This window comes from Amycolatopsis bullii (assembly GCF_014654205.1).
GTDB classification, from domain to species: domain Bacteria; phylum Actinomycetota; class Actinomycetes; order Mycobacteriales; family Pseudonocardiaceae; genus Amycolatopsis; species Amycolatopsis plumensis.
Genome location: NZ_BNAW01000064.1, coordinates 23,750 through 48,270, shown reverse-complemented (window position 1 = coordinate 48,270; position 24,521 = coordinate 23,750). Strand labels below are relative to the sequence as shown.

Below are 24,521 nucleotides of genomic sequence, written 5' to 3'. Positions count from 1 at the left end.
GGCGCCAAAGCGGGGATCGGGCTGCCATCGAGGTTACGGCCCGGGTTGAGCAAGCGGGCGCGCTTCACCAACCGTTCGGCAGCAGCCTTGGGAATATCGGCGAGATGTTCCAGCAGCCGGGCGACAGAGCGATACCCGAACAACTCCATCACTCCGCGCTGTTCGATTTCCACCAGTAGCGCACCGAGCCCCGCTTCAGCCGACCGCATACACGCGAGAAACTCGCCGACGCGGTCGGCAAGAGCCACCGCTTCGGGAGAAGAACCAGTCGCGTTGTCGGTCATAACCCAAGATTACCGAGATTCGAACACAAGTCATCACTCGATCAGGTGGATCAACGGTAGTGCACCCGGTACCGCAAATGCGTAAACCCTTGCCCCGCAACGACTTCCACCTGCTCCAGTTCCGCATCCGCAGCCGTGTCACCGAAGCGCCGCACGCCTTCGCCGAGCAGCGCCGGCACCAGGTCGATCCTCAGCTCGTCGAGCAACCGCAAGTTCAAGCACTGCTGCCGACCATTGGCACCTCGACCGCTCCGGCCTGGTACCAGTGACCCCGCTCGTCAAGAGCTGCCGAAAGTAGGGGGTCGGCCCAGCCGTCCGGCAGCAGCGACCACCACCCCGCGCTGCCTACCTTCACCGCCATGACAAGGCTTCTTCTCGTCCTCGCCGCCCTGATGCTGGCGACGGCGACCCCGGCCGGCGCGAGCCCGCCCCAGGACGTCGACGGCTACGTCCGCGCCTACCTCGACCACACCGGCCTGCCCGGCGCGGCGGTCGCCGTCACCCACGGCGACGACGTCGTCCGCGTCGCCGGCTACGGTCACGATGCCGCGGGTGCCCCCCTCACCGCGTCGAGCCGGCTGCCGGTCGCGTCGCTGAGCAAGTCCATGACGGCCTTCGCCGTCCTGCAGCTGGCCGAAGCGGGACGGCTGAAACTGGACGAGCCGGTGACGCGGTACATGCCGGACTTCCGGCTCGCCGATCCGCGCGGCGCGAAGATCACCGTCCGGATGCTGCTGGACCAGACGTCCGGGATGGCCGACTCGGCGTTCCCCGACCTCGCACTGCCGCAGCCGCACACGCTCGCCGAGGCCGTCACCCGGCTGCGGGACGCGGAACTCGCCGACGAGCCCGGCACGCGGTTCCACTACCACAACCCGAACTACGAGGTCGCCGCCCGGATCGTCGAGGTCGTCGCCGGGCAGCCGTTCGCCGAGTACCTGAGGACGAAGCTGTTCGCTCCGCTCGGGATGACCGCGAGCACCTCCGTGGACACGCCGCCGCCCGGGACCGAGGGGCACGTCCGGGCCTTCGGGATCGAGGTCGCCGTGTCCGAACCGGACTGGTTCACCGGCGGCAGCCACGGCGTGCTGGCCACCGCCGAGGACCTGGCCAAGTGGCTGCGGGCGCAGCAGGACGGCGGCGGCGTGCTGTCCCCGGCGTCCGTCCGGCTGGCGCACACGCCCGCACCCGGACGGGACTACGCGCTGGGCTGGCGGGCGCGGGACGGCCGCCTGTCGCACACCGGCGACTGGTTCACCCACACCGCGGCGCAGGTGCTGCTGCCCGGTGGGTACGGCGTTGCCGTGGTGGCCGGCACCGGACTGGCGCTGGACAACGAGGCGGAGCTGCTGGCCGACGGCCTCGCGAGCCTGCTGGCGGGCGGGGCGCCGGAGCCCGCGACGCCGGCCGGGGTGGTCGCGGACCGGGTGCTCGGCGCGCTGGCCCTGGCCGCGGTGGCGCTCGCGGTCCTCGGCGTCCGGCGGGCCGGGCGGAAGCCCCGGTGGTGGCGGCTGGTGCCGCCGCTGTTGCCGCTCGTCCCGCTGGTGTTCCTGCCGGAGCTGCTCGGATGGGTATTCGCCGGACGGCGGGGTACCTACGCCCAGGTGCTCTACGTCTGGCCGGGGCTGGTGGTCGCGCTCGGCGTGGCCGCGCTGGCGGGCCTGACCGTGGCCGTGGCCAGGGCACGGGCCCTCGTGAGTGGCACGCGAGGCCGCGACCAGGAAGAATCGGACGAGACGAGGGGAGACGCCCAGTGGGCATCGGCAAACAGGCGAAGCGGGTCCTGATCATCGTGGCGGGTTCGGTGCTGCTGGTGGTCGGGGTGCTGCTGCTCGTGCTGCCCGGCCCCGGGCTGCTCCTGGTGCTCGCCGGGTTGCTGCTGCTGGCGTCGGAGTTCCCGGCGCTGGAGAAGTACGTCGACCCGGTGCGCGACAGGGCGATGAAGGCGGCCGAGGACAGCGTGTCGTCGCCGCTGCGCATCGCCGGCTCGGTGCTGGCCGGGCTGGCGCTGCTGGCGGCGGGGATCGTCTGGGGAACGGTCAAGTCGCTGCCGTTCAGCGGCTGGAGCACCGGGTCGAGCCTGATCCTGTCGTCGGTGATCCTGTTCGCGCTGCTGGGCTGGAGCTACCACCGGGTCAACTCGCGCCGCCAGGCCGGGACCAAGGCCTCGACCGACCGGTAGCCTCGGCGCCATGAGCGCCGGATTCCAGCGCGCCCGCCGGCCCGAGCAGATCGAGGCGCGCCGGCGGGTCATCCTCGCCGTCGCGAGGGAGCTGCTCGCCGAGCGTCCGGTCGCCGACATCAGCCTGCGCGAACTCAGCTGCCGGGTCGGGCTGGCGAAGTCCAATGTGCTCCGGTACTTCGACAGCCGCGAAGCGATCTTCTTGGAGGTCCTCGACAGCGCGTGGACGGCTTGGCTCGACGACCTGGAGGAGGCCCTCGGGACACCGGGCCCGGCGGAACCCGGCTTCGCCCGTGAGGAGCGGATCGCCGGCACGATCGCGGCGACGCTCGCCGCGCGGCCGGTGCTGTGCGAACTGCTGAGTGCCATGGCGCCGGTGCTGGAGCGCAACATCCCGGTGGAGTTCGCCCGCAGCTTCAAGCGCCGGGCCGCCGCGAACACCGAGCGGCTGGGCGAGCTGGTGCGGGTCCGGGTGCCGGAGCTGCCGCCGGACGCGGCCCGGCACTTCGCCCGCGGGGTGGTGGTCCTCGTGTCGGGTACGTGGCCCGCCGCCCACCCGACGGCGGCCGTGGCGGCCGCCGAGCAGGGCGAGCCGCCGGTGTTCGGGCTGGCGGAGGGCCTCACGAACCTGCTGGCCGGTCTGGTCGCCCGGCGGCGGTGACGAGCCGCCGTCCCCCTGGAATGCGAGGGCCCGGGGACCGCGATCGCGATCCCCGGGCCCGATACGCACCAGCGGTGCCGGAAAGGCGCCTATTTCCCGCTCGAGTACAGCGTGCTCACGTCCGCGTCGGACAGCGCCCGGTCGTAGACGTGGACCTGGTCGACCGCCCCGTTGAGGAAGTCGACCGGGCCGCCGCCGTACTTGCCGCGGCCGATCACCGTGTGGCCGGTCGACGCGTCGCCGAGGCAGACGCTCTTCGTGGCCGCCAGCTGGCCGTCGACGTACAGCTTCAGCGTGCCCGAAGCCGCGTCGCGGACGCCGACCACGTGGTACCAGCGGTTCGCTTCCGGAGCCGTGGGCGCCAGGGCCCGCGTGCCCACGAAGCTCATCGCGAGCCGGTGGTCCGCACCCGAGTACTGCAGGAAGAACGCGCTGTTGCTGTCGCCGTCCTGGCTCACGATCGTCTGGAAGCCGTCGCCGACCGCGTTGAAGCGAACCCACGCCGCCGCGCTGTAGCTGCCTTCGGTGTTCACCAGTGCGGCACCCGTGTCGGCGTACTGGCCCGACCCGTTCACCGCCAGCGCCGAACCGCTCTTGCCCGCGGTCCAGGACGCGCCGCCGACCAGCGTGGCGTCGTGGCTGCCGACGACGTCCTCGGCCACCGTGCCCACGTTCTCGTCGAACGGATAGGCGGCGATGCCGTCGATCCCGGGCGTTCCGGCGGGGACGGACGGGCCGGACACCGGGGCACCGGTGGCCCCCTTGATCACCGCCAGGTTCGCCGCGCGGACCGCCGCGAAGTCCATCTTCTTCACCTGCCGGTCGTAGGTGAAGAAGCCGTTGACCTCCTTCTCGACGTCGGTGGTCTGCGTGTAGACCCCCGCCGACACCCCGCACCGCTGGGCCACCAGCAGCAGACGCTGCTGGAGCTCGCCGTAGCGCCGGGTCAGCGTCGCGCTGTCGGGCTCCATCTCGTAGGCGAAGCTGCCCGCCGCGTCGAACTCGTGGCCGGCGACCTTGAGCCCGAGGCCGCCGTACTCGCCGTCGACGGCCGCGCGCGTGCCGGTCTGCATCGGCGTGCCCGGGCCGGTGTAGCTGTGGTCGTCGTAGATGTCACCGCGGCCGCTGTCCGGTTCGGACCGGCAGCAGTTGACGCCGGACTCGGCGTTCACCAGCCGCGTGGGGTCCCAGGACTTGACCAGGTCGGCGATGCGGCCGACCTCGTAGTCGCCCCAGCCTTCGTTGAACGGCACCCAGCTGACGATCGACGGGAAGCTGCGGTGCTGGTCGATCATCCGCTTCATCTCGGACTCGAAGGTGACGCGCGAAGCCGCGGACGGCTCGACGTCGTCCTTCATCGCCGGCATGTCCTGCCACACCATGAGCCCGAGCTTGTCGGCGTAGTAGTACCAGCGGTCCGGCTCGACCTTGATGTGCTTGCGCACCATGTTGAAGCCGAGCGCCTTCTCCTGCTCCAGGTCGAACTTCAGCGCCGCGTCGGTCGGCGCGGTGTAGATGCCGTCCGGCCAGAAGCCCTGGTCGAGCGGGCCGACCTGCATGACGAACTTGCCGTTGAGCAGCATCCGCTGCTTGCCGTCGGCGGTCTTGCCGAGCCCGACCGTGCGCAGCCCGAAGTACGAGCCGACCTCGTCGCCCGAGGGGACGAGCTTCACCCGCAGGTCGTAGAGGAACGGGTCGTCCGGCGACCACAGGTGCGGCCGGTCCACCTTGAGCTTCAACGGCTGGTTCGCGTCGCCGGACACGCGTCCGACCGGGCGGCCGTGGTCGTAGGCGACAGCCTCGACGCGCTGCTTCACCGGCCCGCCGACGACGGCCTTCACCGTCACGGAACCGAGGTCGGGCGTGATGTCCAGGCGATCGATGCGCGCGGCCGCCACCGGCTCCATCCAGACGGTCTGCCAGATGCCCGAGGACGGCGTGTAGAAGATGCCGTCACCGGGTTGGCGCTGCTTGCCCAGCGGCTGCCCGCCGGCGTCGTTCGGATCCGCGACGCCGACGATCAGCTCCTGGTCGCGCGCGGTGGTCAGGGCGTCGGTGACGTCGACCGAGAAAGCGTCGTAGCCGCCGGTGTGCCGCGAGACGGTCTTGCCGTTGACGATGACCGTCGTGTCGTAGTCGACGGCCTGGAAGTGCAGCAGGATCCGCTGTCCCCGCCAGTCGCGGGGCAGCTGGAACGTCCGCCGGTACCACATGTTCGTCTCGTGGCGCATGATCCCGGACAGCGCGGACTCGACCGGGTACGGCACGAGGATGCGCTCGCCCAGCGTCTTGCCCACCGGCGCGGCCTCCCCGGGCTTGGCCGAGGAGAACTCCCAGACGCCGTTGAGGTTCTGCCACTTCGAGCGGGTCAGCTGCGGTCTCGGGTAGTCCGGCAATGCGTTCGTGGGGGAGACGTCGTTGGTCCACGGCGTGGACAGCGGCGGGGTGAGCCGTTGCCACTGCGGGGGAGACGCGGCGTGCGCGGCGGGGACCGCGAATCCGGTCAGGGCCAGCGCCAGCACGGCGGCCAGTCGGGCGGGGCGGAACATCGGTGAACCTCCTGGTAGGGGACGAGGGTTCAGCGGGTACGGGAGCGCGCGAGCAGGCGCTGGATCACCACGACGACGAGCAGGAAGGCCCCGCTCACCACCGTCTGGTAGTTGGAATCGAGGGTGCCGATCTGGTTGATGACGTTCTGGATCAGCGTGCGCAGCAGCACGCCGACGAGCGTGCCGATGATCGTCCCGGCGCCCCCGGTGAGCAGCGTGCCGCCGATGACGACGACGGAGATCGCGTCGAGTTCGGTGCCGACGCCGATCACCGTGACGCCGGACTGCAGGTACGCGGCGGTGAGGATGCCCGCGACCCCGGCGAGCGCACCGCTGAGCGTGTAGAGGCTGATCTTGGTGCGGGCCACCGGAAGGCCCATCAGCAACGCCGACTGCTCGGCGCCGCCGATGGCGAACACCGACTGGCCGAACCGCGTCCGGCGCAACAGGAGCCCGCCGAGGGCGAACAGGACCAGCGTCAGGTAGACCGGGACGCCGATGCCGAAGATCGTGCCCTGGCCCAGCCAGAGGAACGCCGAGCCGGCGTCCACTTTGTACGTCGTCGCACCTTCGGACGTCAGTGCCAGCAGGAGCCCCCTGGCGAACAGCAGCGACGCCAGCGTCACGATGAACGGCGCCATCCCGGTGCGGGCGATGAGCAGGCCGTTGACCAACCCGATCAGCGAGCACACCGCCAGGGGCAGCACGATCGCGACGACCAGCCCGTACTGGGCGCCGTACGCGGCGAGGACACCGCCCAGCGCGTAGTTCGAACCGACCGACAGGTCGATGCCGCCGGAGATGATCACGAACGTCATGCCGAGCGCGATCACCGCGAGGAACGAGCTCTGCAGCGCGAGGTCGCGCAGGTTGTCGGGGGAGCCGAAGCGGGGGAAGGCGAACCAGGCGGCGGCGATGCCGAGCACGAGCACGACGGCCGCGCCCTGGCGTTGGAGGACTCCGGCGAACGCGGCGTTGCGCTCGGCGGTGGGGGTGGCAGTCATCGGCTGCTCCGCTCGCGGGCGACGTAGACCGCGACGACGATGATGGCCGCCTGGACCATCTGCGCGGTCGAGTCCGGCAGGTTGTGCTTGATCAGGGTGGCGTGCACGAGCTGCATGAGCAGCGCGCCGAACACGGTGCCGAGCACGCGGACCCGGCCGCCGGTCAGCGGCGTGCCGCCGACGACGACCGCGGTGATCGCGGACAGTTCCATCAGCAGTCCCAGGTCGTTCGGGTCGCTGGCACCCAGCCTCGACGTCGCCAGCACGCCGGCCACCGCGGCCAGTGCCCCGGAGATGACGTAGACGCCGACGAGCACGCGTTTCACCGGCAGGCCGGCCAGGGTGCTCGCGGCCCGGTTGCCGCCGATGGCGACCAGGTGCCGCCCGAACGTGGTGCGCTGCACGACCAGCCCCGCCAGCACGGAGAGCACGCCCGCGACGACGACCATGACCGGGACGCCGAGGACGTCACCGGTGCCGAGCTCCAGGAAGTCGCGGTTGTGCAGCTGGACGAGCTGGCCGTGGGCGATGACCAGGGCGAGCCCGCGGCCGCCGACCAGCAGGGCGAGGGTCGCGATGATCGGCTGGATGCCCAGGTAGGCCACCAGGTAGCCGCTGAACAGGCCCGAGACGATCCCGGCGATGACGGCCACGATGATCGCCGTCAGCGGGCCCGCGCCCAGGTAGAGCGGGATGAGCGCGGCGGCGATCGACATCACCGAGCCGACCGAGAGGTCGATGCCCTCGGTGCCGATCACCAGCGCCATGCCGAGCGCGACGATGCAGACCGGCGCCGCCTGCACCAGCTGGGTGCGGAAGTTGGCCGCGGACAGGAAGTTCTCGGTGAACACGACGTTGAACAGCACCAGCACGACGACGGCCAGGTAGACGCCGTAGTTCTGCAGCCACGCGGTGATCTTCGCGCGCTCAAGGGTGGCGGTGGACATCGTTGTCACCCCCGGTGCTTTCCGCCGCGATGGCCGTCAGGACGTTCTCCTCGGTGATGCGGTCGCCGGTCAGCTCGCCGGCGACCGAGCCGTCGCGCAGGACGACCACCCGGTCGGACCCGTCGATCAGTTCCTCCAGTTCGGACGAGATGAGCAGCACGCCGAGCCCTTCCTGCGCGAGTTCGTCGATCAGCGCCTGGACCTCGGCCTTGGCGCCGACGTCGATGCCGCGGGTCGGCTCGTCCAGCAGCAGGATCTTCGGGCCGGTGGCGAGCCAGCGGGCCAGCAGCACCTTCTGCTGGTTGCCGCCGGACAGCTCCGACACCTTCTGCTCGGGCCCGGCCGCCTTGATCCGCAGGCGCTCCATGAAGATCTTGACGATCTTGTCCTGCTTGGCCTTGCTGACCAGGCCGAACGGCGAGAGCGTCGGCAGGGCGGCGAGCACGATGTTCTCCCGGACCGAGAGGTTCGGGATGATGCCGTCGGTCTTGCGGTCCTCGGCCAGCAGCGCGATCCCGGCCCGCACGGCTTGGGCGATCTTGCCCTTCTTCAGCGGTTTCCCGGCCAGCAGCACGCTGCCGCCGTCGAGGGGGAACGCGCCGACGATGGCCCGCGCGGTCTCGCTGCGGCCGGAGCCGAGCAGCCCGGCCAGGCCGACGACCTCGCCGGGCCGGATGCTCACCGAGACGTCGTGCAGCTTCCGCATGCCGGCGAGGTTCTCGGCCTTGAGCAGCGGCTCGCGCTCGACGTCGTGCTCTTCGCCGAACGCCGTGACGCCCTCTTCGCGGATCTGCTTGATCTCCCGGCCGAGCATCTTCGACACGAGCTCGATGCGCGGCAGCGGCTTGAGCGGTCCACTGTGGACGACCCGGCCGTCGCGCAGCACGGTGACGCTGTCGCACACCCGGTACAGCTCGTCCATCCGGTGGCTGACGTAGACGATCGCGATGCCTTGCGCGTGCAGCCGGTTCAGCACCTCGAACAGCGTCTCGACCTCGCGCGGTTCGAGCGACGACGTCGGCTCGTCCATGATGACGACCTTGGCGTCGGTCGAGACCGCGCGGGCGAGGGCGACCATCTGCTGCGCGCCGACACCGAGGGTGTGCAGCGGCCGCTTGACGTCGTCGTCGATGCCGTAGCCCTTGAGCAGCTCGCGGGCGTCGGCGTACATCTTCGACCAGTCGACCAGACCGGCCTTCGTGCGCGGCTCGCGGCCGAGGAAGACGTTGCCGGCGATGCTCATCAGCGGGACGAGGTTGACCTCCTGGTAGATCGTGGAGATCCCGGCGCGCTGCGCGTCGATCGGCCGCTTGAAGGTCACCGGCTCGCCGAGGTGGCGCACCTCGCCCTCGTCGGGCTGGTAGACACCGGTGAGCACCTTGATCAGCGTGGACTTGCCGGCGCCGTTCTCGCCGACCAGGGCGTGCACCTCGCCCGGCGCCAGCGCGAAGCTGACGTCGTCGAGCGCGAGGGTGCCGGGGAACCGCTTGGTCACCCCGGTCACCTCGAGCACCGGTGCGGTCGTCATGGCGACGTCCTCTTCGGTGGCGGCCGTCATTTGTAGGAGTTCCCGACCTTCTGCGCGGCGTTGGTCTCGTCGTACTGGTCGTCGGAGATGACGATGCTCGCCGGGATCGGCTCGCCGTTCTCGAACTTCTGCAGCGTCTGGAAGGCCAGCGGGCCGAAGCGCGGGTTGGACTCGATCACGGCGTTGTAGCTGCCGTCGACGATGAGCTGCACGGCGTTGCGGGTGCCGTCGATGGAGACGATCTTGACGTCCTTGCCCGGGGCCTTGCCCGCCGTCTTGAGCGCGTTCACCGCGCCGACGCCCATCTCGTCGTTTTCGGCGTAGACCGCGGTGATGTCCGGGTGGCTCTGGATGAGCTGCTCCATCACGGCCTGGCCCTTGGACCGGTCGAACTCGCCGGTCTGCTCGGCGACCACGGACAGGCCGGGCGTCTTCGCCAGCTCGTCCTTGAACCCCTTGGTGCGGTCGGTGGTGACGTTGTTGCCGGACGAGCCGAGCAGGATCGCGACCTTGCCGGTGCCGCCGGTCGACTTCACCATCGCCTGCGCCGCGCGCTGGCCCTGTTCGACGAAGTTGGAGCCGATGAAGGTCAGGTAGTCGGTGCACGGCTGGGACGTCACCTTGCGGTCGATGGTGACGACCGGGACCTTCTTGGCCTTCGCCGCGTCGAGGGCGGGCTGGAGGCCGTCGGAGTTCAGCGGCGCGACGATCAGCAGTTGGGCGCCCCGGTCGAGCATCGACTTGATGTCGCTGATCTGCCGGTTGAGGTCGCTCTGGGCGTTGGTGACCAGCAGGTTGCCGATGCCCAGCTTCGCGGCTTCGTCGCGGATGGACTGCGTCTCGGTGATCCGGAAGGGGTTGGCCTCCTTTTCGGACTGTGAGAAACCGACCACCGCCGTCTTCAGGTCGATCTTGGGGTAACCGGTCTTCTGCAGCGTGCAGCCGTCGGCGGACGGCGCGGCGGACTGGGCGCTCGCGGCCGGCCCGCCGCCGCTGGACGGCGCCGCGGGGGTTTCTTCCCTGCTGGTGCAGGAGGTGAGGGTCAGCGCGGCGGCGGCCACGGTGACCAGGACCAGTCGGGGACGGGAGGACAAGAGCACGGCGACTCCTCGGGCAGCGTCGTTGGTGGCCCGCTCGCCGGGGTGATCGGGGTCACCGCGGGAGCCTTGAGGTACTTTTTACATCGTTGGAACAACGTTGTAAACCGGCAGCGGCTCGCTACACTTCGTGCTCACTCTCTGAAGGGACCGCCCGTGACCGTGACGCTCAAGGACGTCGCCACGCTCGCCGGAGTTTCGGTGAAGACGGTGTCGAACGTCGTGAACGGCTACGCCTTCGTCAAGCCGGAGAACCGGCGGCGCGTCGAGGAGGCGCTGGCGGCGACCGGGTACCGGCCGAACGTCGGGGCGCGCAACCTCCGCCGCGGCCGCACCGGCTTCCTGGCGCTGATGGTGCCGGAGCTGTCGATCCCGTACTTCGGCGAGCTGGCCGGCCTGGTCATCACGGCGGCGCAGAAGCGCGGCTGGAGCGTCCTGATCGAACAGACGCAGGGGACGCGGTCGCGGGAGCGGGAAACGCTCTCGTCGCTCGGGCCGCACCTGGTCGACGGGGCCCTGGTGCACCCGGAAGCCCTGCAGGCGGCGGACTTCCCGGCCGACCCGGGCGGCATCCCGCTGGTCATGCTGGGCGAGCACGCGGTGGACATGCCGATCGACCACGTGGCGATCGACAACGTCCTGGCCGCGCACACGGCGGTGTCCCATTTGGCTTCCCTGGGGCGAACGCGGATCGCGGCGATCGGGCGCAACCCGGAACGCGGGACGTCGTCGCAGCGGCTGGCCGGCTACCGCGCGGCGCTCTCGGCGGCCGGTTTGCCCTATTCGGACGCTTTGGTGGCCCCGGCCGAGAAGTGGCACCGATCGGTGGGGGCGGCGGCGATGAAGTCGTTGCTGGCGCTGCCTTCCCCGCCGGACGCGGTGTTCTGCTTCAACGACCTGCTGGCCGTCGGCGCGCTGCGCGCGGTGGCCGAACTGGGCCTGCGGGTGCCCGAGGACGTGGCGATCGCGGGTTTCGACAACAACGAAGAGAGCGCATTCTCCCTGCCGTCGCTGACGACGATCGCGCCGGACAAAACGGCCTTGGCCGAGGCGGCGGTGGACCTCGTGCACCGGCGCATCACCGGGGACAAGACGTCTCCGCCGCAGGACATCCAGACCCCGTTCGCCCTGGAGATCCGCGAAAGCACCCGCGGCCGCTGACCTTGCGTCAGCGGGCGGGCCAGTGCCAGGAGGGGCGGTCCAGGCGGCCCTGGCCGGACACCTTCGTCTCGCCGTACTCCTTCTCCAGCTCGACCGTGCCCACGTCCGCGATCTCCTCGAGCGCTCGGATCAGGGGCCGGGCGTGGGAAACCACCACCAGCTGGGTCTCCTTCGCCGCCGTCGCGATCAGGGTCGCCAAGGCCGGGAGGAGGTCCGGGTGGAGGCTCGTCTCCGGCTCGTTCAGCACCAGCAGTTCCGGCGGCCGCGGGGTCAGCAGGGCCGCCACCCAGAGCAGGAACCGCAGCGTGCCGTCCGACAGCTCCGCCGCCGACAGCGGCCGCAGCAGGCCGTGCTGGCGGAACTCGACCGACAGCAGGCCGTCGTCTGAGCGCCGCACCTCGACGGTCGAGCCCGGGAAGGCCGCGTCGACCACTTCCGCGAGCTCCGCGGCCCGGCCCACCTCGATGATCGTCTGCAGGGCGGCCGCGAGGTCCGCGCCGTCGTGGGACAGCACCGGGGTGCGGGTGCCGTTGCGGGACTGGCGGGCCGGGGCGCCGGCGTCGGTGCGGAAGTGGTCGTAGAACCGCCACGACCGGATGCGTTCGCGCAGCACCAGCAGCTCCGGGCAGGCGCGTGGGTCGGCGAACTCGCTCAGCATGCTGTCGGTCAACCGGATCTTGAACCGTTCGTCGCCCCACGCCCCGGAAGCCACGCGGGTGCGCACGGACGGGCCCGCCCGGTCGGCGAGCAACGCGGCCGGCCGCAGGTACGGCCCCGTCCACACCGCTTCCCTCTTGAACTCCGGGTCGAGGTTGAACAACGTCTTCCGGCCCGGCACCGGCAATCCCAGGTCCAGGGCGTAGCCGAACTCGTCGCCCGCGAAGCCCAGCCGCAGCCCGACGGCCTTCGTGTGCACCTTGCCCTCGACGCGCGTGGTTCCCCGCCGCACGCCGTTCTCCGGGCCGGCCCACAGCGTCGACGGCAGCCCGCCCTCCCGGGCGAGCGCCGCCACGGCGCCGTTGCGCGACGCGTCCGCCAGCAGCCGCAGCGCCCGGTACAGGCTCGACTTGCCGCTGCCGTTCGGCCCGGTGACGACGGTCAGGCCGGACAGCGGCAGCACCAGGTCACGCAGCGAGCGGTAGTTCTCGACGGCGAGCGTGGTCAGCATCCCCAGAACCTAGCCCGCCCCGGATCCGCCCGGTGTCCGCCCGGTCCGGTCGGACGAGGACGCGGCCCTGCCGCCGGTGCGCCGAGGGGCATCATGCGTGCTCAGCGGGGCATCACCCGTGATCGAGGGGGCATCACGCCGATCTGGTCGTGCGGCTCAGCCGACCGGGTCGGCCAGCGGGATTTCGCCCTCGCCGAGCCACGATCCGCGCCACGCCAGATCGCCCCTGGCCAGGGGTTTTCCGCAGGCGTCGCACTTCGCGCCCGGCCGGGTGAGCTGTCCGCAGCGGGTGTGGACCAGCGTCATGGGCCCGGGGGCGTCCGCGGCCGAAGTGTGGGCGTCGCCCCACGCGCCGAGGGCGTGCAGCACCGGCAGCGCGTCCGAGCCGGCCTGGGTGAGGCGGTACTCGTGGCGGGTGCGGCCGCCGTCGCGGTAGGGGAGCTTCGTCAGCAGGCCGCGGTCGACGAGCTTGGTCAGCCGGGTGGTCAGCACGTTGTCGGCGATGCCGAGCTGGGCGCGGAAGTCCTCGAACCGGGTGGTGCCCGCGGTGGCGTTGCGCAGGATCAGCAACGTCCACGGCTCGCCGAGGACGTCGGCGGCGCGGGCGATCGGGCAGGCGGCGTCCGCCCAGGTGATGCGACGGCTCATCTGTGATCCCTTCGACCTGACTTGCTTGAAGCAAGTCTACGTCGTAGTGTCGTCCTCAGCTAGCTTGCAACGTGCAAGCCAGGTGCGAGAGGAGTTCGTCATGGAGATCGCGGGTGCGGTGGCGCTGGTGACCGGAGCCAACCGGGGACTCGGCCGGCGGTTCGCCGCGGCGTTGCTGGAGCGGGGAGCCGCCAAGGTGTACGCGGCCGCGCGGAACCCCGAGTCGATCGATCTGCCGGGGGTGGTCCCGCTGCGCCTCGACGTGACCGACCCGGCGTCGATCCGGGACGCCGCCGCGGTGACGAGCGACGTCACGCTGCTGGTGAACAACGCCGGATCGTCGACCGGGGCATCGCTGCTCGGCGGGTCCCTCGAGGACATCCGGCTGGAGATGGACACGCACTACTTCGGGACCCTCGCCGTGACGCGCGAGTTCGCGCCGGTCCTCGAGCGCAACGGCGGCGGCGCGGTGCTCAACGTGCTGTCGGTGCTTTCCTGGTTCACCGCACCGCAGGTGGCGGCGTACTCCGCGGCGAAGTCCGCGGCCTGGTCGCTGACCAACGCGCTGCGCCTGGAACTGGCGCCGCAGAAGACGCAGGTGACGGCGCTGCACGTCGGGTACATGGACACCGACATGGCCAAGCACGTCGAGGGCCCGAAGGTCGACCCGGCGGTCGTGGCGGGCCTGGCCTTGGACGGCGTCGAGGAAGGCCGGTTCGAGGTGCTCGCCGACGACGCCAGCCGGAACGTGCGCGCCGGGCTCGCCGGCGATCTCTCCGGGCTGTACCCCGCGCTGGTTTCCTGAAGGCGTTTTCCCGACCCCGGAATACGGGCGTGCCCGCCGCGGGCGTATGAATAGGCGGGTGGCGGAACGCGTCGAAACGGGAATGGGACGGACGAGAAACCGCTGGGGGGAAGGCGAACGGTTGCGCGGCGAGATCCTGGCCGCGGCCGGCCGGTTGCTCGCCGAGCTCGGCGGCGAGGACGGGCTGACGATCCGCGGCGTCGCCCGCGCCGTCGGCATCGCCCCGGCGAGCATCTACCAGCATTTCTCCGACCGTGCGGAATTGGTCCGCGGATTGCTCGACCACGAATACGCCCGGCTGCGGGATTCGATGCGCGCGGCCGAGGCGGCAATCGGCGAATCCGACCCCGTCGGCCGCGTCCGGGCGCAGATTCACGCGTACTGCGCGTTCGCGATGGAGAACCCGGGCCATTACCGGTTGATGCTGGCGAACGGGGCTTCCCGGCCGGACCCGGACGGCCGCGCGGAGGGCCCGCTGCTAAACGTGATCGACCGGCTGGCGGCGGGCTTCGAGCGCTGCGTCGAGGCGGGCCACCCGCTGCGGGTGACCCCGGGCCGCGCGGCGGCGGTGGTGTTCGTGGGCGCGCACGGGCGGGTGGCGTTGTTCCACAGCGTGCTCCACCGGACCGGGGCGGAGCTGGTGGAGCCGTTCGTGGACGAGCTGGTGTCGCTGGTGTTCAAGTGAGCGGCTTCCGCATGAGGACGCAGGTGGTCTCGTAACGGCGGATCGAGCCGTCGGGAGCCAATTCGTCCCAGCCGTCGGGTTCACTGCCGTAGGCGGCATAGCCGAGCCGCTCGTACAACGCCCGCGCACGCGGGTTGCCGACTTCGACACCCAGCTCGGCGTGGGCCACCCGACCAGCCGCACTCGGGCAGGTCGGCTTCGGTGAGGTCGCGGATGACCAGCGGAACCACGATTTCGGAGCGCACGGCTGCACGGTAGCGAGCTTCCCGGCGTAGGGGAGCCGAATTTCAGCCGGTCGTTGGCGGCGTCATCAGATCGCGCGCTGGGCCGCGTCCAGGTTCTCCGCCAGCCAGGCCGACACGAACCGCTCCCGGTCCGCGTTCGTGTCCTTGCGCGGCACCATCTCCGCCAGCATGATCAAGCCCAGGTACACCCGGTACAACGTCAGCCGGCGGCCGGCCGGGGCGTCGAGACCGGCCCGGCCGTAGCCCGCCAGCAGTGGCTCGTCCAAGTCGTGGAACAACGTCAGGGACACGAACTCCGCCACCGGGTCGCCCCAGAACGCGCGCTCGGCGTCGACGATGCCCGACACGTGGCCGTCCTGGACCAGGATGTTGCCCTGCCACAGGTCGAAGTGGACCAGTACCGGCGTCGTGACCAGCTCCAGCAGCGGCTCGTGGCGGCGCACCAGGTGCGCGATCTCCGCCGCCGGGCGGGGCAGGCGGACGCCGTAGCGGACGGCGTCCGCGAGGATCGCGTCGACCATCGCGGTGAACGCCGAGGCCCACGTCGGGTGCAGCGGGTCCTGGAGGTAGCCGAACCCCTCGCCGGTCGTCCGGTGCAGGCGCGCCACGATCGCGCCCAGCTCGGCGCGCAGGTGCGGGCCGGTGCCGGGCGTCCGGTTCCACGGCTCGCCCGGCACCTCCGTCATCAGCAGGAACCCCGGCCCGGCGCCCACCACCGACGGCAGCGGCCCGGAAGCCAGGCGGTAGTACTCCGCCTCCGTCGCCAGCAGGTCGTGTTCGTAGGTCAGGCCCGAGGCCGACGGCGCGATCTTGAGCACCAGCCGTCGGCCGTCCGCCAGCCGCAACCGCACCGCCCGGTTGTACGTTCCGCCGCCGAGGTCCTCGGCCGCCACCACCGAAGCCGGGTCGATGCCCGCCGCCGTCAGCTGCCCTTCCACCCCGCCGAGTCTCCCAGCTTTTCCGCCGCGTCGGCCAGGTCCTCGGTGGTCGGGGCGTCGTCCTGGGTCAGGCTGCGCCGCCAGTAGCCGGTGAACTCGATCGCGCTCTTGTCCCAGCCGCGCTCGCCGACGAGGTGGCGCCGCAACGCGCGGACCGTCGAAGCCTCCCCGGCCAGCCACGCCGCCGCTCCCGCCGGCAGTGTCGCCGCACGCACCGCCTCCAGGAGACGGCGGCCGTGCTCGGCGCCGTCGCGGTGCAGCCAGTGGACCTCGCCGGGCAGCGCCTGCTCCTCCGCGGCGTCCGCGACCTCGAGGAACACCACCGCGTTGTCCACTTCGGACAGGATGGAGGCGACGGCGGGGATCGCCGTCTCGTCGCCCGCGCACAGCAGGGTGCCCGTTGTGGGCAGGGGACGGCGGTAGGCCGGATCCGGCCCGTACCGGCCGAGAACGTCCCCCACCGCCGCCCGGGCGGCCCAGGCGGTGGCCGGTCCGGCCGAACCGGAGTGCAGCACGAAGTCGACGTCGATCGTGTCGCCGTCCCGCGATCGCACCGTGTAGCTGCGCATCACCGGGCGTTCCTCCGCCGGGATCGCCAGATACGCCTGGTACCAGCGCATGACGTCGTCGTCGGCCGACGGCAGCCGCACCGGGTGGCCCGGTGGCGGGAACAGGAGCTTGAGCTGCTGGTCCGGCCACGGCTCCAGGTCCTCCAGGCCGGAGCCGGAGAAGGTGACGCGCACGACCCGCGGCGTCACCCGGCGGACCGCCGTCACTTCGAGCAGACCGGTCGGCTTCACGGCTTCTCCAGGTATTCGCGCAGGTGGCGGGCGGTCAGCGTCAAGGCGTCCGCGACGAGCGAAGCCGGCGTGCCTTCGAAGACAACCCGGCCGCCGTCGTGGCCGGCGCCGGGGCCGAGGTCGATCAGCCAGTCGGCGTGGGCCATCACGGCCTGGTGGTGCTCGATGACGATCACCGTGTTGCCCGCGTCGACGATCCGGTCGAGCAACGCCAGCAGCTGGTCGACGTCGGCGAGGTGCAGCCCGGTCGTCGGCTCGTCGAGGATGTAGGTCGAGCCCTTCTCGGCCATCCGGATCGCCAGCTTGAGCCGCTGCCGCTCGCCGCCGGACAGCGTGGTCAGCGGCTGCCCGAGCGTCAGGTAGCCGAGGCCGACGTCGGCGAGGCGGTCGAGGACCGTCCGCGCGGTGCCGCCGTCGAAGAACTCGCGGGCCTCGGCGACGGACATGGCCAGCACCTCGCTGATGTTCTTGCCGCGCAGCTCGTAGGTGAGCACCTTCGGCGTGAACCGCCGTCCCTCGCACTCCTCGCAGACCGACGCGACCCCGGCCATCATCGCCAGGTCCGTGTAGATCACGCCGAGGCCCTTGCACTTCGGGCAGGCGCCTTCGGAGTTGGCGCTGAACAGGCTCGCCTTGACCCCGTTGGCCTTGGCGAAGGCCGCGCGGATCGGGTCGAGCAGGCCGGTGTAGGTCGCCGGGTTGGACCGCCGGGAGCCGCGGATCGCCGACTGGTCGACCACGACGACGTCGTCGCGCTGGGCCAGCGAGCCGTGGATCAGCGACGACTTCCCGGACCCGGCCACCCCGGTGACCACGGTCAGCACGCCGAGCGGGACGTCGACGCTGACGTCCCGCAGGTTGTGCAGCTTGGCCCCGGTGATCGAGACGTGCCCGGTGGGTTTCCGGACTCCCGCGCGCAGCGTGACGCGGTGGTCGAGGTGCCTGCCGGTGAGCGTGCCGGACGCGCGCAGGCCGTCGACGCTGCCGGTGTAGCACAGCCGGCCGCCGTCGGTGCCCGCCCCGGGGCCGAGGTCGACGACGTGGTCGGCGATCCGGATGGTCTCCGGCTTGTGCTCGACGACCAGGATCGTGTTCCCCTTGTCCCGCAGGCACAACAGGAGGTTGTTCATCCGCTCGATGTCGTGCGGGTGCAGCCCGACGGTCGGCTCGTCGAAGACGTACGTGACGTCGGTGAGGCTGGAGCCCAGGTGCCGCACCATCTTCACGCGCTGAGCCTCACCGCCCGAGAGCGTCGCGGATTCGCGGTCGAGGGAGAGGTAGCCGAGGCCGATCTCGACGAGCGAGTCCAGGGTGTCGCGCAGGTTGCCCAGCAGCGGCCGGATCGACGGCGCGTCGAGGTTCCGGACGAACTCCGCGAGGTCGCTGATCTGCATCGCGGCGCAGTCGGCGATGTTCCGGCCGTCGATCTTCGCCGACAGCGCGGCCTGGTTGAGCCGGGCGCCGCCGCACTCGCCGCAGGTGGCGAAGGTCGCCGCCTTCTCGATGAACGCCCGCAGCTTCGGCTGCAGCGATTCGACGTCCTTGTGCAGGTAGAGCCGCCGGACCTTCACGGCGAGGCCTTCGTAGGTGACGTTGGTCTTGCCGACCTTCACCTTGCAGGAATCCTTGTGCAGCAGGGCGTCGAGCTGCTCCGGCGTGAAGTCGCGGATCTTCGCATCCGCGTCGTAGAAGCCGGAGGAGAGGTAGGTCTGCACGTACCAGGTGTCCGGCGTGAAGCCCGGCACCTGGATCGCGCCTTCGTTGAGGGAGAGGTCGAAGTCGAGCAGGGCGCCGACGTCGAGGTCGGAGACCCGGCCGAGCCCCTCGCAGGCCGGGCACATGCCCTCGGGCAGGTTGAAGCTGAACGCGCCGGACGTGCCGACGTACGGTTCGCCGAGCCGGGAGAAGGCGATCCGCAGCATGGCGTAGGCGTCGGTCGCGGTGCCGACCGTGGAGCGCGAGTTGGCGCCCATCCGCTCCTGGTCGACGACGATGGCCGCGCTGAGGTTCTCCAGCAGGTCGACGTCCGGGCGCGAGAGGCTCGGCATGAACGACTGGAGGAAGGCGCTGTAGGTCTCGTTGATCAGCCGCTGCGACTCGGCCGCGATGGTGCCGAAGACCAGGGACGACTTGCCGGAGCCGGAGACGCCCGTGAACACCGTGAGCCGGCGCTTCGGGATGTCCAGGTCGATGCCGGTCAGGTTGTTCTCCCGGGCCCCCCGGACCTCGATCACGTCGTGGGTGTCGGCGGCCCGCCTGGGTGAAGTCATACCGTCCTTCTTGATACTTTAGGCTGTAAAGTGATTCTCCAGCGTACATTACTTTAGGGTGTAAGGAGTCGGCAAGGTGGTCGTCTTCGCCGGTCAGGGCGACGCCCGGCGGTCCATGGAACTGCTCTGGGGGCCGCGGGTGGTGGCGCCCCGCACCGGCCCGGGACCGAAGCCGGGCCTGTCCGTCGAGGCGATCGTCGCGACGGCGATCGAAATCGCGGACGCCGAGGGCATGGCGGCGCTGTCGATGCGGTCGGTCGGGGAACGCCTCGGCCGCACGGCGATGGCGCTGTACACGTACGTGCCGGGCAAGACCGAGCTGGTCGACCTCATGTACGACCGGACGCTGGGCGAGCTGCCGTCGTCGTTCTCCTCGTCGGCCGGGTGGCGGCCGGCCGCGCTGGCCCTGGCCGGCGCGCTGTGGGACCTGCACCTGCGGCACCCGTGGCTGCTGCAGGTCTCGCCGGCGCGGCCGGTGCTGGGGCCGGGGGAGTTCCACGTGCAGGAGACGCTGCTCGGCGTGCTGGCCGCGACCGGGCTGCCGCTGTCCCGGGTCCGCTGGGTGGTGGCGGCGCTGTTCAACATCGTGCGGGGGTCGGTGCAGGCGGCGGCGGAGTCGCGCCAGGCGGCCCGCGAGACGGGACAGTCCGAAGAGGACTGGTGGGACGCGCGGTCGGCGTTGCTGGGCGAGCTGGCACCGGATCTGACGACCCGCTTCCCGACCGTGGCCCGCCTCGGCGAGGAGGGGGCTTTCGAGCCGTCCGACGAGCCTTATCTGGAGCGCGAGGCGCGGCTGTCGTTCGAGGCGGGGCTGGAGCTGCTGCTGGACGGCGTCGAGGCGGCGATCGTCAAGGCTTCCGGGCCTCGATGAGGAACCTCGTCGTGTGGGCGACGAAGGGGCCGTCGCGCTCGATGCGTTCGTGCAGTTCCCTCAGCTTGTCCCGGTACTGTCCGACCGTGAAGCCCGGCACCATCCAGATCACCTTGCGCAGGAAGTAGACCACCGCGCCGATGTCGAAGAACTCCGTGCGCAGCGACTCCGAGCGCAGGTCGATCACCTCCAGGCCCGCCGCCTCGGCTGCCCGCACGGCCCGGTCGGGGTGGCGGCTGTCGCGTGCTCCCTCGGGTTGCGGACCGAGGAAGAACTCGACCAGCTCGAACATGCTCGCCGGGCCGACCTGCTGGGAGAAGTACGTTCCGCCGGGTCGCAGGACGCGGGCGATCTCGCGCCAGCCGGTCGTCACCGGGTGGCGGCTGCTGACGAGGTCGAACACGGCGTCGCGGAAGGGGAAGCCCGCGGTGGCCACCACGCCGACCCCGCGCGGCCGGAGCCGGGCCGCCGCTCGGGCGATGTTCGGCGGCCACGACTCGGTCGCGACCATCAGGGGCGGCAGCGACGGGCAGCCGTCCAGGACTTCGCCGCCGCCGGTTTCCAGGTCGAGCGCCGCCCGCGCCGAAGCCAGGCGGGCACCCAGGAGGCGCTGGTAACCCCACGACGGCCGGGCTTCGGTGGCGCGGCCGTCGAGCCAGGAGAAGTCCCAGCCCTCGACGGACACCGTTTCGGCCTCGGCCACCAAGTCCTCGAACACACTCCGATGGTCACAAAGCGGGCGGCGGGCCGCCACCCGATTTCCGGACCGGCGGCGGGGGCACCGGCTTGGCGAGGGTGACCGAGGAGAACGCCACCACGACCGGCCCGCGCCGGGTCTCGACCGTGCACGTCGCCTCGTCCCGGGCGACGAGGTTCCCGAGCGCGTCCGTGAAGCCGCCTTCGATGCGGTAGCGCACCACGACCCTCGTCCCGAGCGGCAGTTCGCGCAGCAGTTTCACAGCCGGGCGCTCAGCTCCGCGTCCGACGGCTCGACCAGGAACGACCCGTCCTCGAAGACGATCGTCGGGATCCGGCGGGCGCCGTCCTGCAGCTCGCGGACCCGCTGCTCGGCGGCCGCGTCCGCCTCGACGTCCACATAGGAGTATTCGACGCCTTCGCGGTCGAGCAGCGCGCGGCTGCGCTTCACGTCCGGGCACCAGCTCGCGCCGTAGACCGTCAGTTTCACGAAACTACCTCCGTAGCAGCGATTTCCACCGGGGCGTGGCCCCACTCTGCCAGCCAGCCGCGGAACACCCGGTGCAAGGCCTCCGCCCCGACGACCTCGTCCGGGAACGGCAGCTCGCGCGGGTGCACCACGAAGCCGTGCTGCTGCGGCCCGCCCAGCCCGCCGTGCGAGCCCACGTGCGTCTCGAACGGCGACGCCTGGTCCGTCTCCGGGTCGTACCGGCTGTTGATCATCACGTCCGCGCAGTGCGGGAACCCGTCGACCCGCCGGATCAGGTCCGCCGCGTGCGGGCCGTACGGCGTCAGCGGGTCCTCACCGATGACGACACCGGTGGCCAGCCGGTGCAGGCCGTCGCGGCCGAGCACCACCGGGCCGAATTCGCGGCTGCGGACCAGCAGGAACCCGACGCCGGGGTGGTCCACCAGGGCCGGCAGCAGGTTCGGGAACTCGCGCTCGATCGTCTCCAGCTCGACCCGGCCTGCGTGCTCGGTGAACGAAACCATCGCCAGGTGCCCGGACACGACGACCACCACGCCGGGCGCCACGCGGGTGACCGCGCCGGGCGAGCCGGACGTCGTGCGCGGCCGGTCCTCGGCGCACTCCGCGTCCTCCACCCGGGCGCGCAGCCGGCGCGCGATCAGGCCGCCGCTCTTCGTCGCCTCCGCCAGGGCCGCGTTGATCTGCCAGCTCTCGGCCTGCCGCCGCTTGCCCGCCGAGGGCGACGGCGAACCACCGCACAGCCGGCCGACGTACGCCTCGATCGTCTCGCCGAACCGCTGTGAGAACGCCTGGCCCTGGGTTTGACCGTGGTCCGACAGCGCCACGACGTGGTAGCGGCGTGGAGCGAGCCGCGAAGCCCGGTGCAGCCGCGCGATCTGCTGGTCGATCGAGCGCAGCACCGACAGCGTGTCGAACCGCTCGATGCCGGAGTGGTGCGCGACCTCGTCGTAGCCGAGGAAGTCCGCGTACACCACCGGCCGCCCGGCCAGCATGTCGCCGAGGATCGCCGACACGACGACGTCCCGCGCGATCACCGTGGTGCCCGGCCGGGCGAGGGGGTACCAGCCGCCGCGCGGGATCCGGGGCACCACGCCGGCCCGGCGCTGGCGCACCGACGCGCTGATTTCCCGGAAGACGTCGACGAGCGCGACGGCGAACGTGCGCAGCGCGTTGACCGGGTTCGCGAAGTAGGCGTAGTAGCCCGCGCCGAGGCGGTCGCGGTGGTGGCGCAGCAGCTTCTTCGGCACCAGCACCGGGATCGAGCTCATCGTGAGGCTGACGTGGGCGGCGTCGCCGGAGAACAGGTTGCCGCGGCTCGCGCCGTCGCCGGCCAGCAGGCCGCGGCCGTCGGAGTGACGCCGTTCGATCTCGGCCGCGTCCGCCGGGTGCGCGCACGCCATCACGTGGTCGCGGTCCTTTTCGTACCAGCGGAACCCGAGGATGTCGTGGTTGGAGCCGTGCAGGATCCCGCAGACGCTCGCCCCGGTCTGCGAGCTCCAGTCGGTGTGCCACCGGTTCAGCGTGTGGCTGTCCTCGGCGAGCCACGCGGCGAACGTCGGCATGTCGCCGTCGCGGATCGCGCGGCGGACGGTGTCGTACCCGAGGCCGTCGATCTGCAGGAACAGCACGCCGGGCGGCTGTTCGGCGGCGCCGGGTTCGTGGTGGTGGCGACGGCGGCGCCGGGCGGCGCGGCGGAAGAAGATCTCGTCCTCGTCGACGGCGAGCAGGCTGGAGATGACCGCGCCGACGGCGGCCATGCCGAGCGTGACGAGCACCGCCGTCCGGAAGCCCGCGACCTCGACGCCGGGCACGGTCCGGAAGACGGCGAGGGTGCCGGCGCCGAGCAGCAGGAACCCGAAGCCGCCGAAGGTGACGAACGCCAGCGGGTAGGCGATCCGCATGACCAGCGGCCAGACGACGGCGGTGAGCAGGGCGAGCAGCAGCGCGCAGACCGTCGGCTGCCACCAGTGCGTCATCCGGAAGCCGGGCAGGAGCACGTCGAGGAGGCGCAGTGCGCCGGTCACCGCGATCCAGACGCCCACCGCGCGGGCGACGGCCCGGCCACCGCGCAACAGCCTGCCCTTCGGGGCGGCCGTCGTCACACCGGCTCCTTGGTCTTGCGCCGCCACCGGGCGATCAGGTTGGCCAGCACGGTGACCAGCAGGACGAGCACCGTGGCCAGCAGGGTCGCGACGAGGGGCGAGTCGAAGAGGCCGCCGCTGAGGATGCCGAGCAGGGCGTACGCGGTCGCCCAGAGCACGCACGCGCCGAGTGCGGCGGGCAGCAGGCGCCGCCACGGGTAGCTCAGCGCGGCCGCCGCGAGCAGCACCGGGATGCGGCCGGCCGGGACGAGCCTGCCGATCACCACGAGCTGCCAGCCGCGGCGGGCGAACTGCTCGCGGGCCTTGTCAAGGCGTTCGGCGGGCTGGCGGCGGCTGATCCAGCGGAACGCGGCCTCGCTGCCCAGACGCGGGATCCCGAACGTCACGACGTCGCCGACGTACGCACCGAGGGTGGCGAGGACGATCACGAGCGGCAGGGACAGGTGGCCGGTGGTCGTCGCGACGGCGGCCGCGGCGCCGACCACCGCGCCGGTCGGCACGACGGGGACGATCGAGCCGAGCAGCACGCCGCCGAACACCGCGGGGTAGCCGAGGGCGGCGGGGTCGGTCCAGTTCACGCGCGGTCCCGCGGGGCGGGCAGGGCGACGTCGGCGCCCGGCTGCGTGAAGAGCACTTCGGTGGTGCCTTGGGCTTCGGCGGCGAACACGCGCGGCGGGTCGGCGAGCAGGCGTCGCATCCGGGCGGTGCGCCTGAGTCCGGGGAGGGCGAGCGTGCCCCAGTGCACGGGAACGGCCGCGCGGGCCTGGACCAGCGCGGCGGCCTGCGCGGCGCGGGCGGGGTCGAGGTGGCCGGGGCCGAGGTTCGGTCCCCAGCCCCAGACGGGCAGCAGGGCGACGTCGACCGGGCCGAGGTCGCGCATGCCGTCGAAGAGGTCGGTGTCGCCGGCGTTGTAGATCTTCCGGCCGTCGCCTTCGATCAGGTGGCCGAGTGCGGGGCTTTGCGGGCCGTGGGTCAGGCGCGGGCCCCACCGGTGTCCGGAGTGGACGGCTTCGGTGGCGGTGACGGTCAGGCCGCCGTCGGTGAGCGTCTCGCCGGGCGCGATCTCCTCGACGTTCCGGAAGCCCTTCTTGCCGAGCCAGCCGGCGGCGCCGCGGGGGACGACGATCCGGGTGCCGGGGCCGAGCAGCTTGAGCGACGGCAGGTGCAGGTGGTCGCCGTGCAGGTGGGACAGCAGGACGAGGTCGACATCCGCGTAGCTCGCCGGTGGCGGCGGGGGAACGACCCGGACGAGCCCGCCGACGCGCGCGGTGAGCACGGGATCGGTCAGCACGACCCGGTCGCCGAGTGCCAGGCGCACGGTCGAATGGCCGAGGAAGCGCAGGCTGAAGCCGCTCACGCCCCGAGTATCACCTCCGCCGCCGCCGAACGC

26 protein-coding genes and 1 pseudogene are annotated in these 24,521 nt (G+C 71.6%); 7 read left to right on the top strand and 20 right to left on the bottom strand.

Annotation, left to right across the window (positions count from 1 at the left end):
* The 3 genes and pseudogenes from IE317_RS40115 to IE317_RS40105 all read right to left on the bottom strand — a co-directional run.
* Window positions 1-284, bottom strand: a pseudogene (locus tag IE317_RS40115) (HNH endonuclease); the annotation flags it as partial.
* Between the two features lie 50 nt (window positions 285-334).
* A complete protein-coding gene (locus IE317_RS40110) occupies window positions 335-490 on the bottom strand; it encodes a hypothetical protein (protein WP_191316600.1) in 156 nt (51 codons plus the stop codon).
* A gap of 8 nt (window positions 491-498) precedes the next feature.
* Window positions 499-645, bottom strand: a complete 147-nt coding sequence (locus IE317_RS40105) for a hypothetical protein (protein WP_191316599.1) — start codon at window positions 643-645, stop codon at window positions 499-501.
* Here IE317_RS40105 and IE317_RS40100 point away from each other — a divergent pair.
* From IE317_RS40100 to IE317_RS40090, 3 genes are read left to right on the top strand one after another with little or no spacing between them, the layout of a single operon-like run.
* Complete coding sequence (locus IE317_RS40100) at window positions 644-2,071, top strand: serine hydrolase domain-containing protein (RefSeq protein WP_191316598.1); 1,428 nt, start codon at window positions 644-646, stop codon at window positions 2,069-2,071. The genes IE317_RS40105 and IE317_RS40100 overlap by 2 nt on opposite strands.
* A complete protein-coding gene (locus IE317_RS40095) occupies window positions 2,038-2,466 on the top strand; it encodes a PGPGW domain-containing protein (protein WP_191316597.1) in 429 nt (142 codons plus the stop codon). Before IE317_RS40100 ends, IE317_RS40095 begins: the two co-directional genes overlap by 34 nt.
* A 10-nt stretch (window positions 2,467-2,476) precedes the next feature.
* Window positions 2,477-3,127, top strand: a complete 651-nt coding sequence (locus tag IE317_RS40090) for a TetR/AcrR family transcriptional regulator (protein WP_191316596.1) — start codon at window positions 2,477-2,479, stop codon at window positions 3,125-3,127.
* A gap of 89 nt (window positions 3,128-3,216) precedes the next feature.
* Here IE317_RS40090 and IE317_RS40085 read toward each other — a convergent pair whose 3' ends face one another.
* From IE317_RS40085 to IE317_RS40065, 5 genes are read right to left on the bottom strand one after another with little or no spacing between them, the layout of a single operon-like run.
* On the bottom strand, window positions 3,217-5,676 hold the full coding sequence (locus IE317_RS40085; protein WP_191316595.1) for a LamG-like jellyroll fold domain-containing protein: 2,460 nt from the start codon (window positions 5,674-5,676) through the stop codon (window positions 3,217-3,219).
* A 29-nt stretch (window positions 5,677-5,705) separates the two neighbouring features.
* The gene (locus IE317_RS40080) at window positions 5,706-6,680 is read right to left on the bottom strand and encodes an ABC transporter permease (protein WP_191316594.1); all 975 of its coding nucleotides are present in this window, start codon (window positions 6,678-6,680) and stop codon (window positions 5,706-5,708) included.
* On the bottom strand, window positions 6,677-7,627 hold the full coding sequence (locus IE317_RS40075; protein WP_191316593.1) for an ABC transporter permease: 951 nt from the start codon (window positions 7,625-7,627) through the stop codon (window positions 6,677-6,679). Before IE317_RS40075 ends, IE317_RS40080 begins: the two co-directional genes overlap by 4 nt.
* Window positions 7,608-9,185 (bottom strand): sugar ABC transporter ATP-binding protein, encoded by a 1,578-nt coding sequence (locus IE317_RS40070; protein WP_191316592.1) that lies wholly within the window; start codon window positions 9,183-9,185, stop codon window positions 7,608-7,610. The genes IE317_RS40075 and IE317_RS40070 overlap by 20 nt, the downstream gene beginning before the upstream one ends.
* Window positions 9,182-10,255, bottom strand: coding sequence for an ABC transporter substrate-binding protein (locus IE317_RS40065; RefSeq protein ID WP_191316591.1), 1,074 nt, complete (start codon window positions 10,253-10,255; stop codon window positions 9,182-9,184). Before IE317_RS40065 ends, IE317_RS40070 begins: the two co-directional genes overlap by 4 nt.
* 153 nt (window positions 10,256-10,408) lie before the next feature.
* Here IE317_RS40065 and IE317_RS40060 point away from each other — a divergent pair, with 153 nt between their 5' ends.
* Window positions 10,409-11,413, top strand: coding sequence for a LacI family DNA-binding transcriptional regulator (locus IE317_RS40060; protein WP_191316590.1), 1,005 nt, complete (start codon window positions 10,409-10,411; stop codon window positions 11,411-11,413).
* 7 nt (window positions 11,414-11,420) lie between these two features.
* On the opposite strand, the gene IE317_RS40055 is transcribed toward IE317_RS40060, so the two are convergent.
* Both IE317_RS40055 and IE317_RS40050 read right to left on the bottom strand, forming a co-directional pair.
* Window positions 11,421-12,581, bottom strand: coding sequence for an AAA family ATPase (locus IE317_RS40055; protein WP_191316589.1), 1,161 nt, complete (start codon window positions 12,579-12,581; stop codon window positions 11,421-11,423).
* Window positions 12,582-12,737: 156 nt separating this feature from the next.
* On the bottom strand, window positions 12,738-13,229 hold the full coding sequence (locus IE317_RS40050) for a winged helix-turn-helix transcriptional regulator (protein WP_191316588.1): 492 nt from the start codon (window positions 13,227-13,229) through the stop codon (window positions 12,738-12,740).
* Between the two features lie 100 nt (window positions 13,230-13,329).
* On the opposite strand from IE317_RS40050, the gene IE317_RS40045 reads away from it, so the two are divergent.
* Window positions 13,330-14,034 (top strand): SDR family oxidoreductase, encoded by a 705-nt coding sequence (locus tag IE317_RS40045; RefSeq protein ID WP_191316587.1) that lies wholly within the window; start codon window positions 13,330-13,332, stop codon window positions 14,032-14,034.
* A gap of 121 nt (window positions 14,035-14,155) precedes the next feature.
* Window positions 14,156-14,719 (top strand): TetR/AcrR family transcriptional regulator, encoded by a 564-nt coding sequence (locus IE317_RS40040; RefSeq protein WP_191316586.1) that lies wholly within the window; start codon window positions 14,156-14,158, stop codon window positions 14,717-14,719.
* Here IE317_RS40040 and IE317_RS40035 read toward each other — a convergent pair.
* The 4 genes from IE317_RS40035 to IE317_RS40020 form a co-directional block, all read right to left on the bottom strand.
* Window positions 14,712-14,888 (bottom strand): hypothetical protein, encoded by a 177-nt coding sequence (locus tag IE317_RS40035; protein ID WP_229903172.1) that lies wholly within the window; start codon window positions 14,886-14,888, stop codon window positions 14,712-14,714. The genes IE317_RS40040 and IE317_RS40035 overlap by 8 nt on opposite strands.
* Before the next feature lie 141 nt (window positions 14,889-15,029).
* Entirely contained in the window at window positions 15,030-15,902 is an 873-nt protein-coding gene (locus tag IE317_RS40030) for an aminoglycoside phosphotransferase family protein (RefSeq protein WP_191316585.1), read from the bottom strand.
* Window positions 15,887-16,702 carry a siderophore-interacting protein gene (locus IE317_RS40025; protein WP_191316584.1) on the bottom strand — a complete coding sequence of 272 codons (816 nt, stop codon included), beginning with the start codon at window positions 16,700-16,702 and terminating at the stop codon, window positions 15,887-15,889. The genes IE317_RS40030 and IE317_RS40025 overlap by 16 nt, the downstream gene beginning before the upstream one ends.
* Entirely contained in the window at window positions 16,699-18,972 is a 2,274-nt protein-coding gene (locus tag IE317_RS40020; protein ID WP_191316583.1) for an ATP-binding cassette domain-containing protein, read from the bottom strand. Before IE317_RS40020 ends, IE317_RS40025 begins: the two co-directional genes overlap by 4 nt.
* A 76-nt stretch (window positions 18,973-19,048) precedes the next feature.
* Here IE317_RS40020 and IE317_RS40015 point away from each other — a divergent pair, with 76 nt between their 5' ends.
* The gene (locus IE317_RS40015; protein WP_191316582.1) at window positions 19,049-19,843 is read left to right on the top strand and encodes a TetR/AcrR family transcriptional regulator; all 795 of its coding nucleotides are present in this window, start codon (window positions 19,049-19,051) and stop codon (window positions 19,841-19,843) included.
* Here IE317_RS40015 and IE317_RS40010 read toward each other — a convergent pair.
* Genes IE317_RS40010 through IE317_RS39985 form a run of 6 tightly spaced genes read right to left on the bottom strand, consistent with a single transcriptional unit; the run spans window position 19,821 to window position 24,488 of the window.
* Complete coding sequence (locus IE317_RS40010) at window positions 19,821-20,561, bottom strand: methyltransferase domain-containing protein (RefSeq protein WP_229903171.1); 741 nt, start codon at window positions 20,559-20,561, stop codon at window positions 19,821-19,823. The two genes, IE317_RS40015 and IE317_RS40010, sit on opposite strands and share 23 nt — an antisense overlap.
* A gap of 10 nt (window positions 20,562-20,571) precedes the next feature.
* Window positions 20,572-20,802, bottom strand: a complete 231-nt coding sequence (locus tag IE317_RS40005; RefSeq protein WP_191316580.1) for a putative acetyltransferase — start codon at window positions 20,800-20,802, stop codon at window positions 20,572-20,574.
* The gene (locus IE317_RS40000) at window positions 20,799-21,029 is read right to left on the bottom strand and encodes a glutaredoxin domain-containing protein (protein WP_191316579.1); all 231 of its coding nucleotides are present in this window, start codon (window positions 21,027-21,029) and stop codon (window positions 20,799-20,801) included. The genes IE317_RS40005 and IE317_RS40000 overlap by 4 nt, the downstream gene beginning before the upstream one ends.
* A complete protein-coding gene (locus IE317_RS39995) occupies window positions 21,026-23,131 on the bottom strand; it encodes a phage holin family protein (protein WP_191316578.1) in 2,106 nt (701 codons plus the stop codon). Before IE317_RS39995 ends, IE317_RS40000 begins: the two co-directional genes overlap by 4 nt.
* A complete protein-coding gene (locus IE317_RS39990) occupies window positions 23,128-23,709 on the bottom strand; it encodes a DedA family protein (protein WP_191316577.1) in 582 nt (193 codons plus the stop codon). The genes IE317_RS39995 and IE317_RS39990 overlap by 4 nt, the downstream gene beginning before the upstream one ends.
* Window positions 23,706-24,488, bottom strand: a complete 783-nt coding sequence (locus tag IE317_RS39985; protein WP_191316576.1) for an MBL fold metallo-hydrolase — start codon at window positions 24,486-24,488, stop codon at window positions 23,706-23,708. Before IE317_RS39985 ends, IE317_RS39990 begins: the two co-directional genes overlap by 4 nt.
* Window positions 24,489-24,521 lie beyond the last annotated feature (33 nt).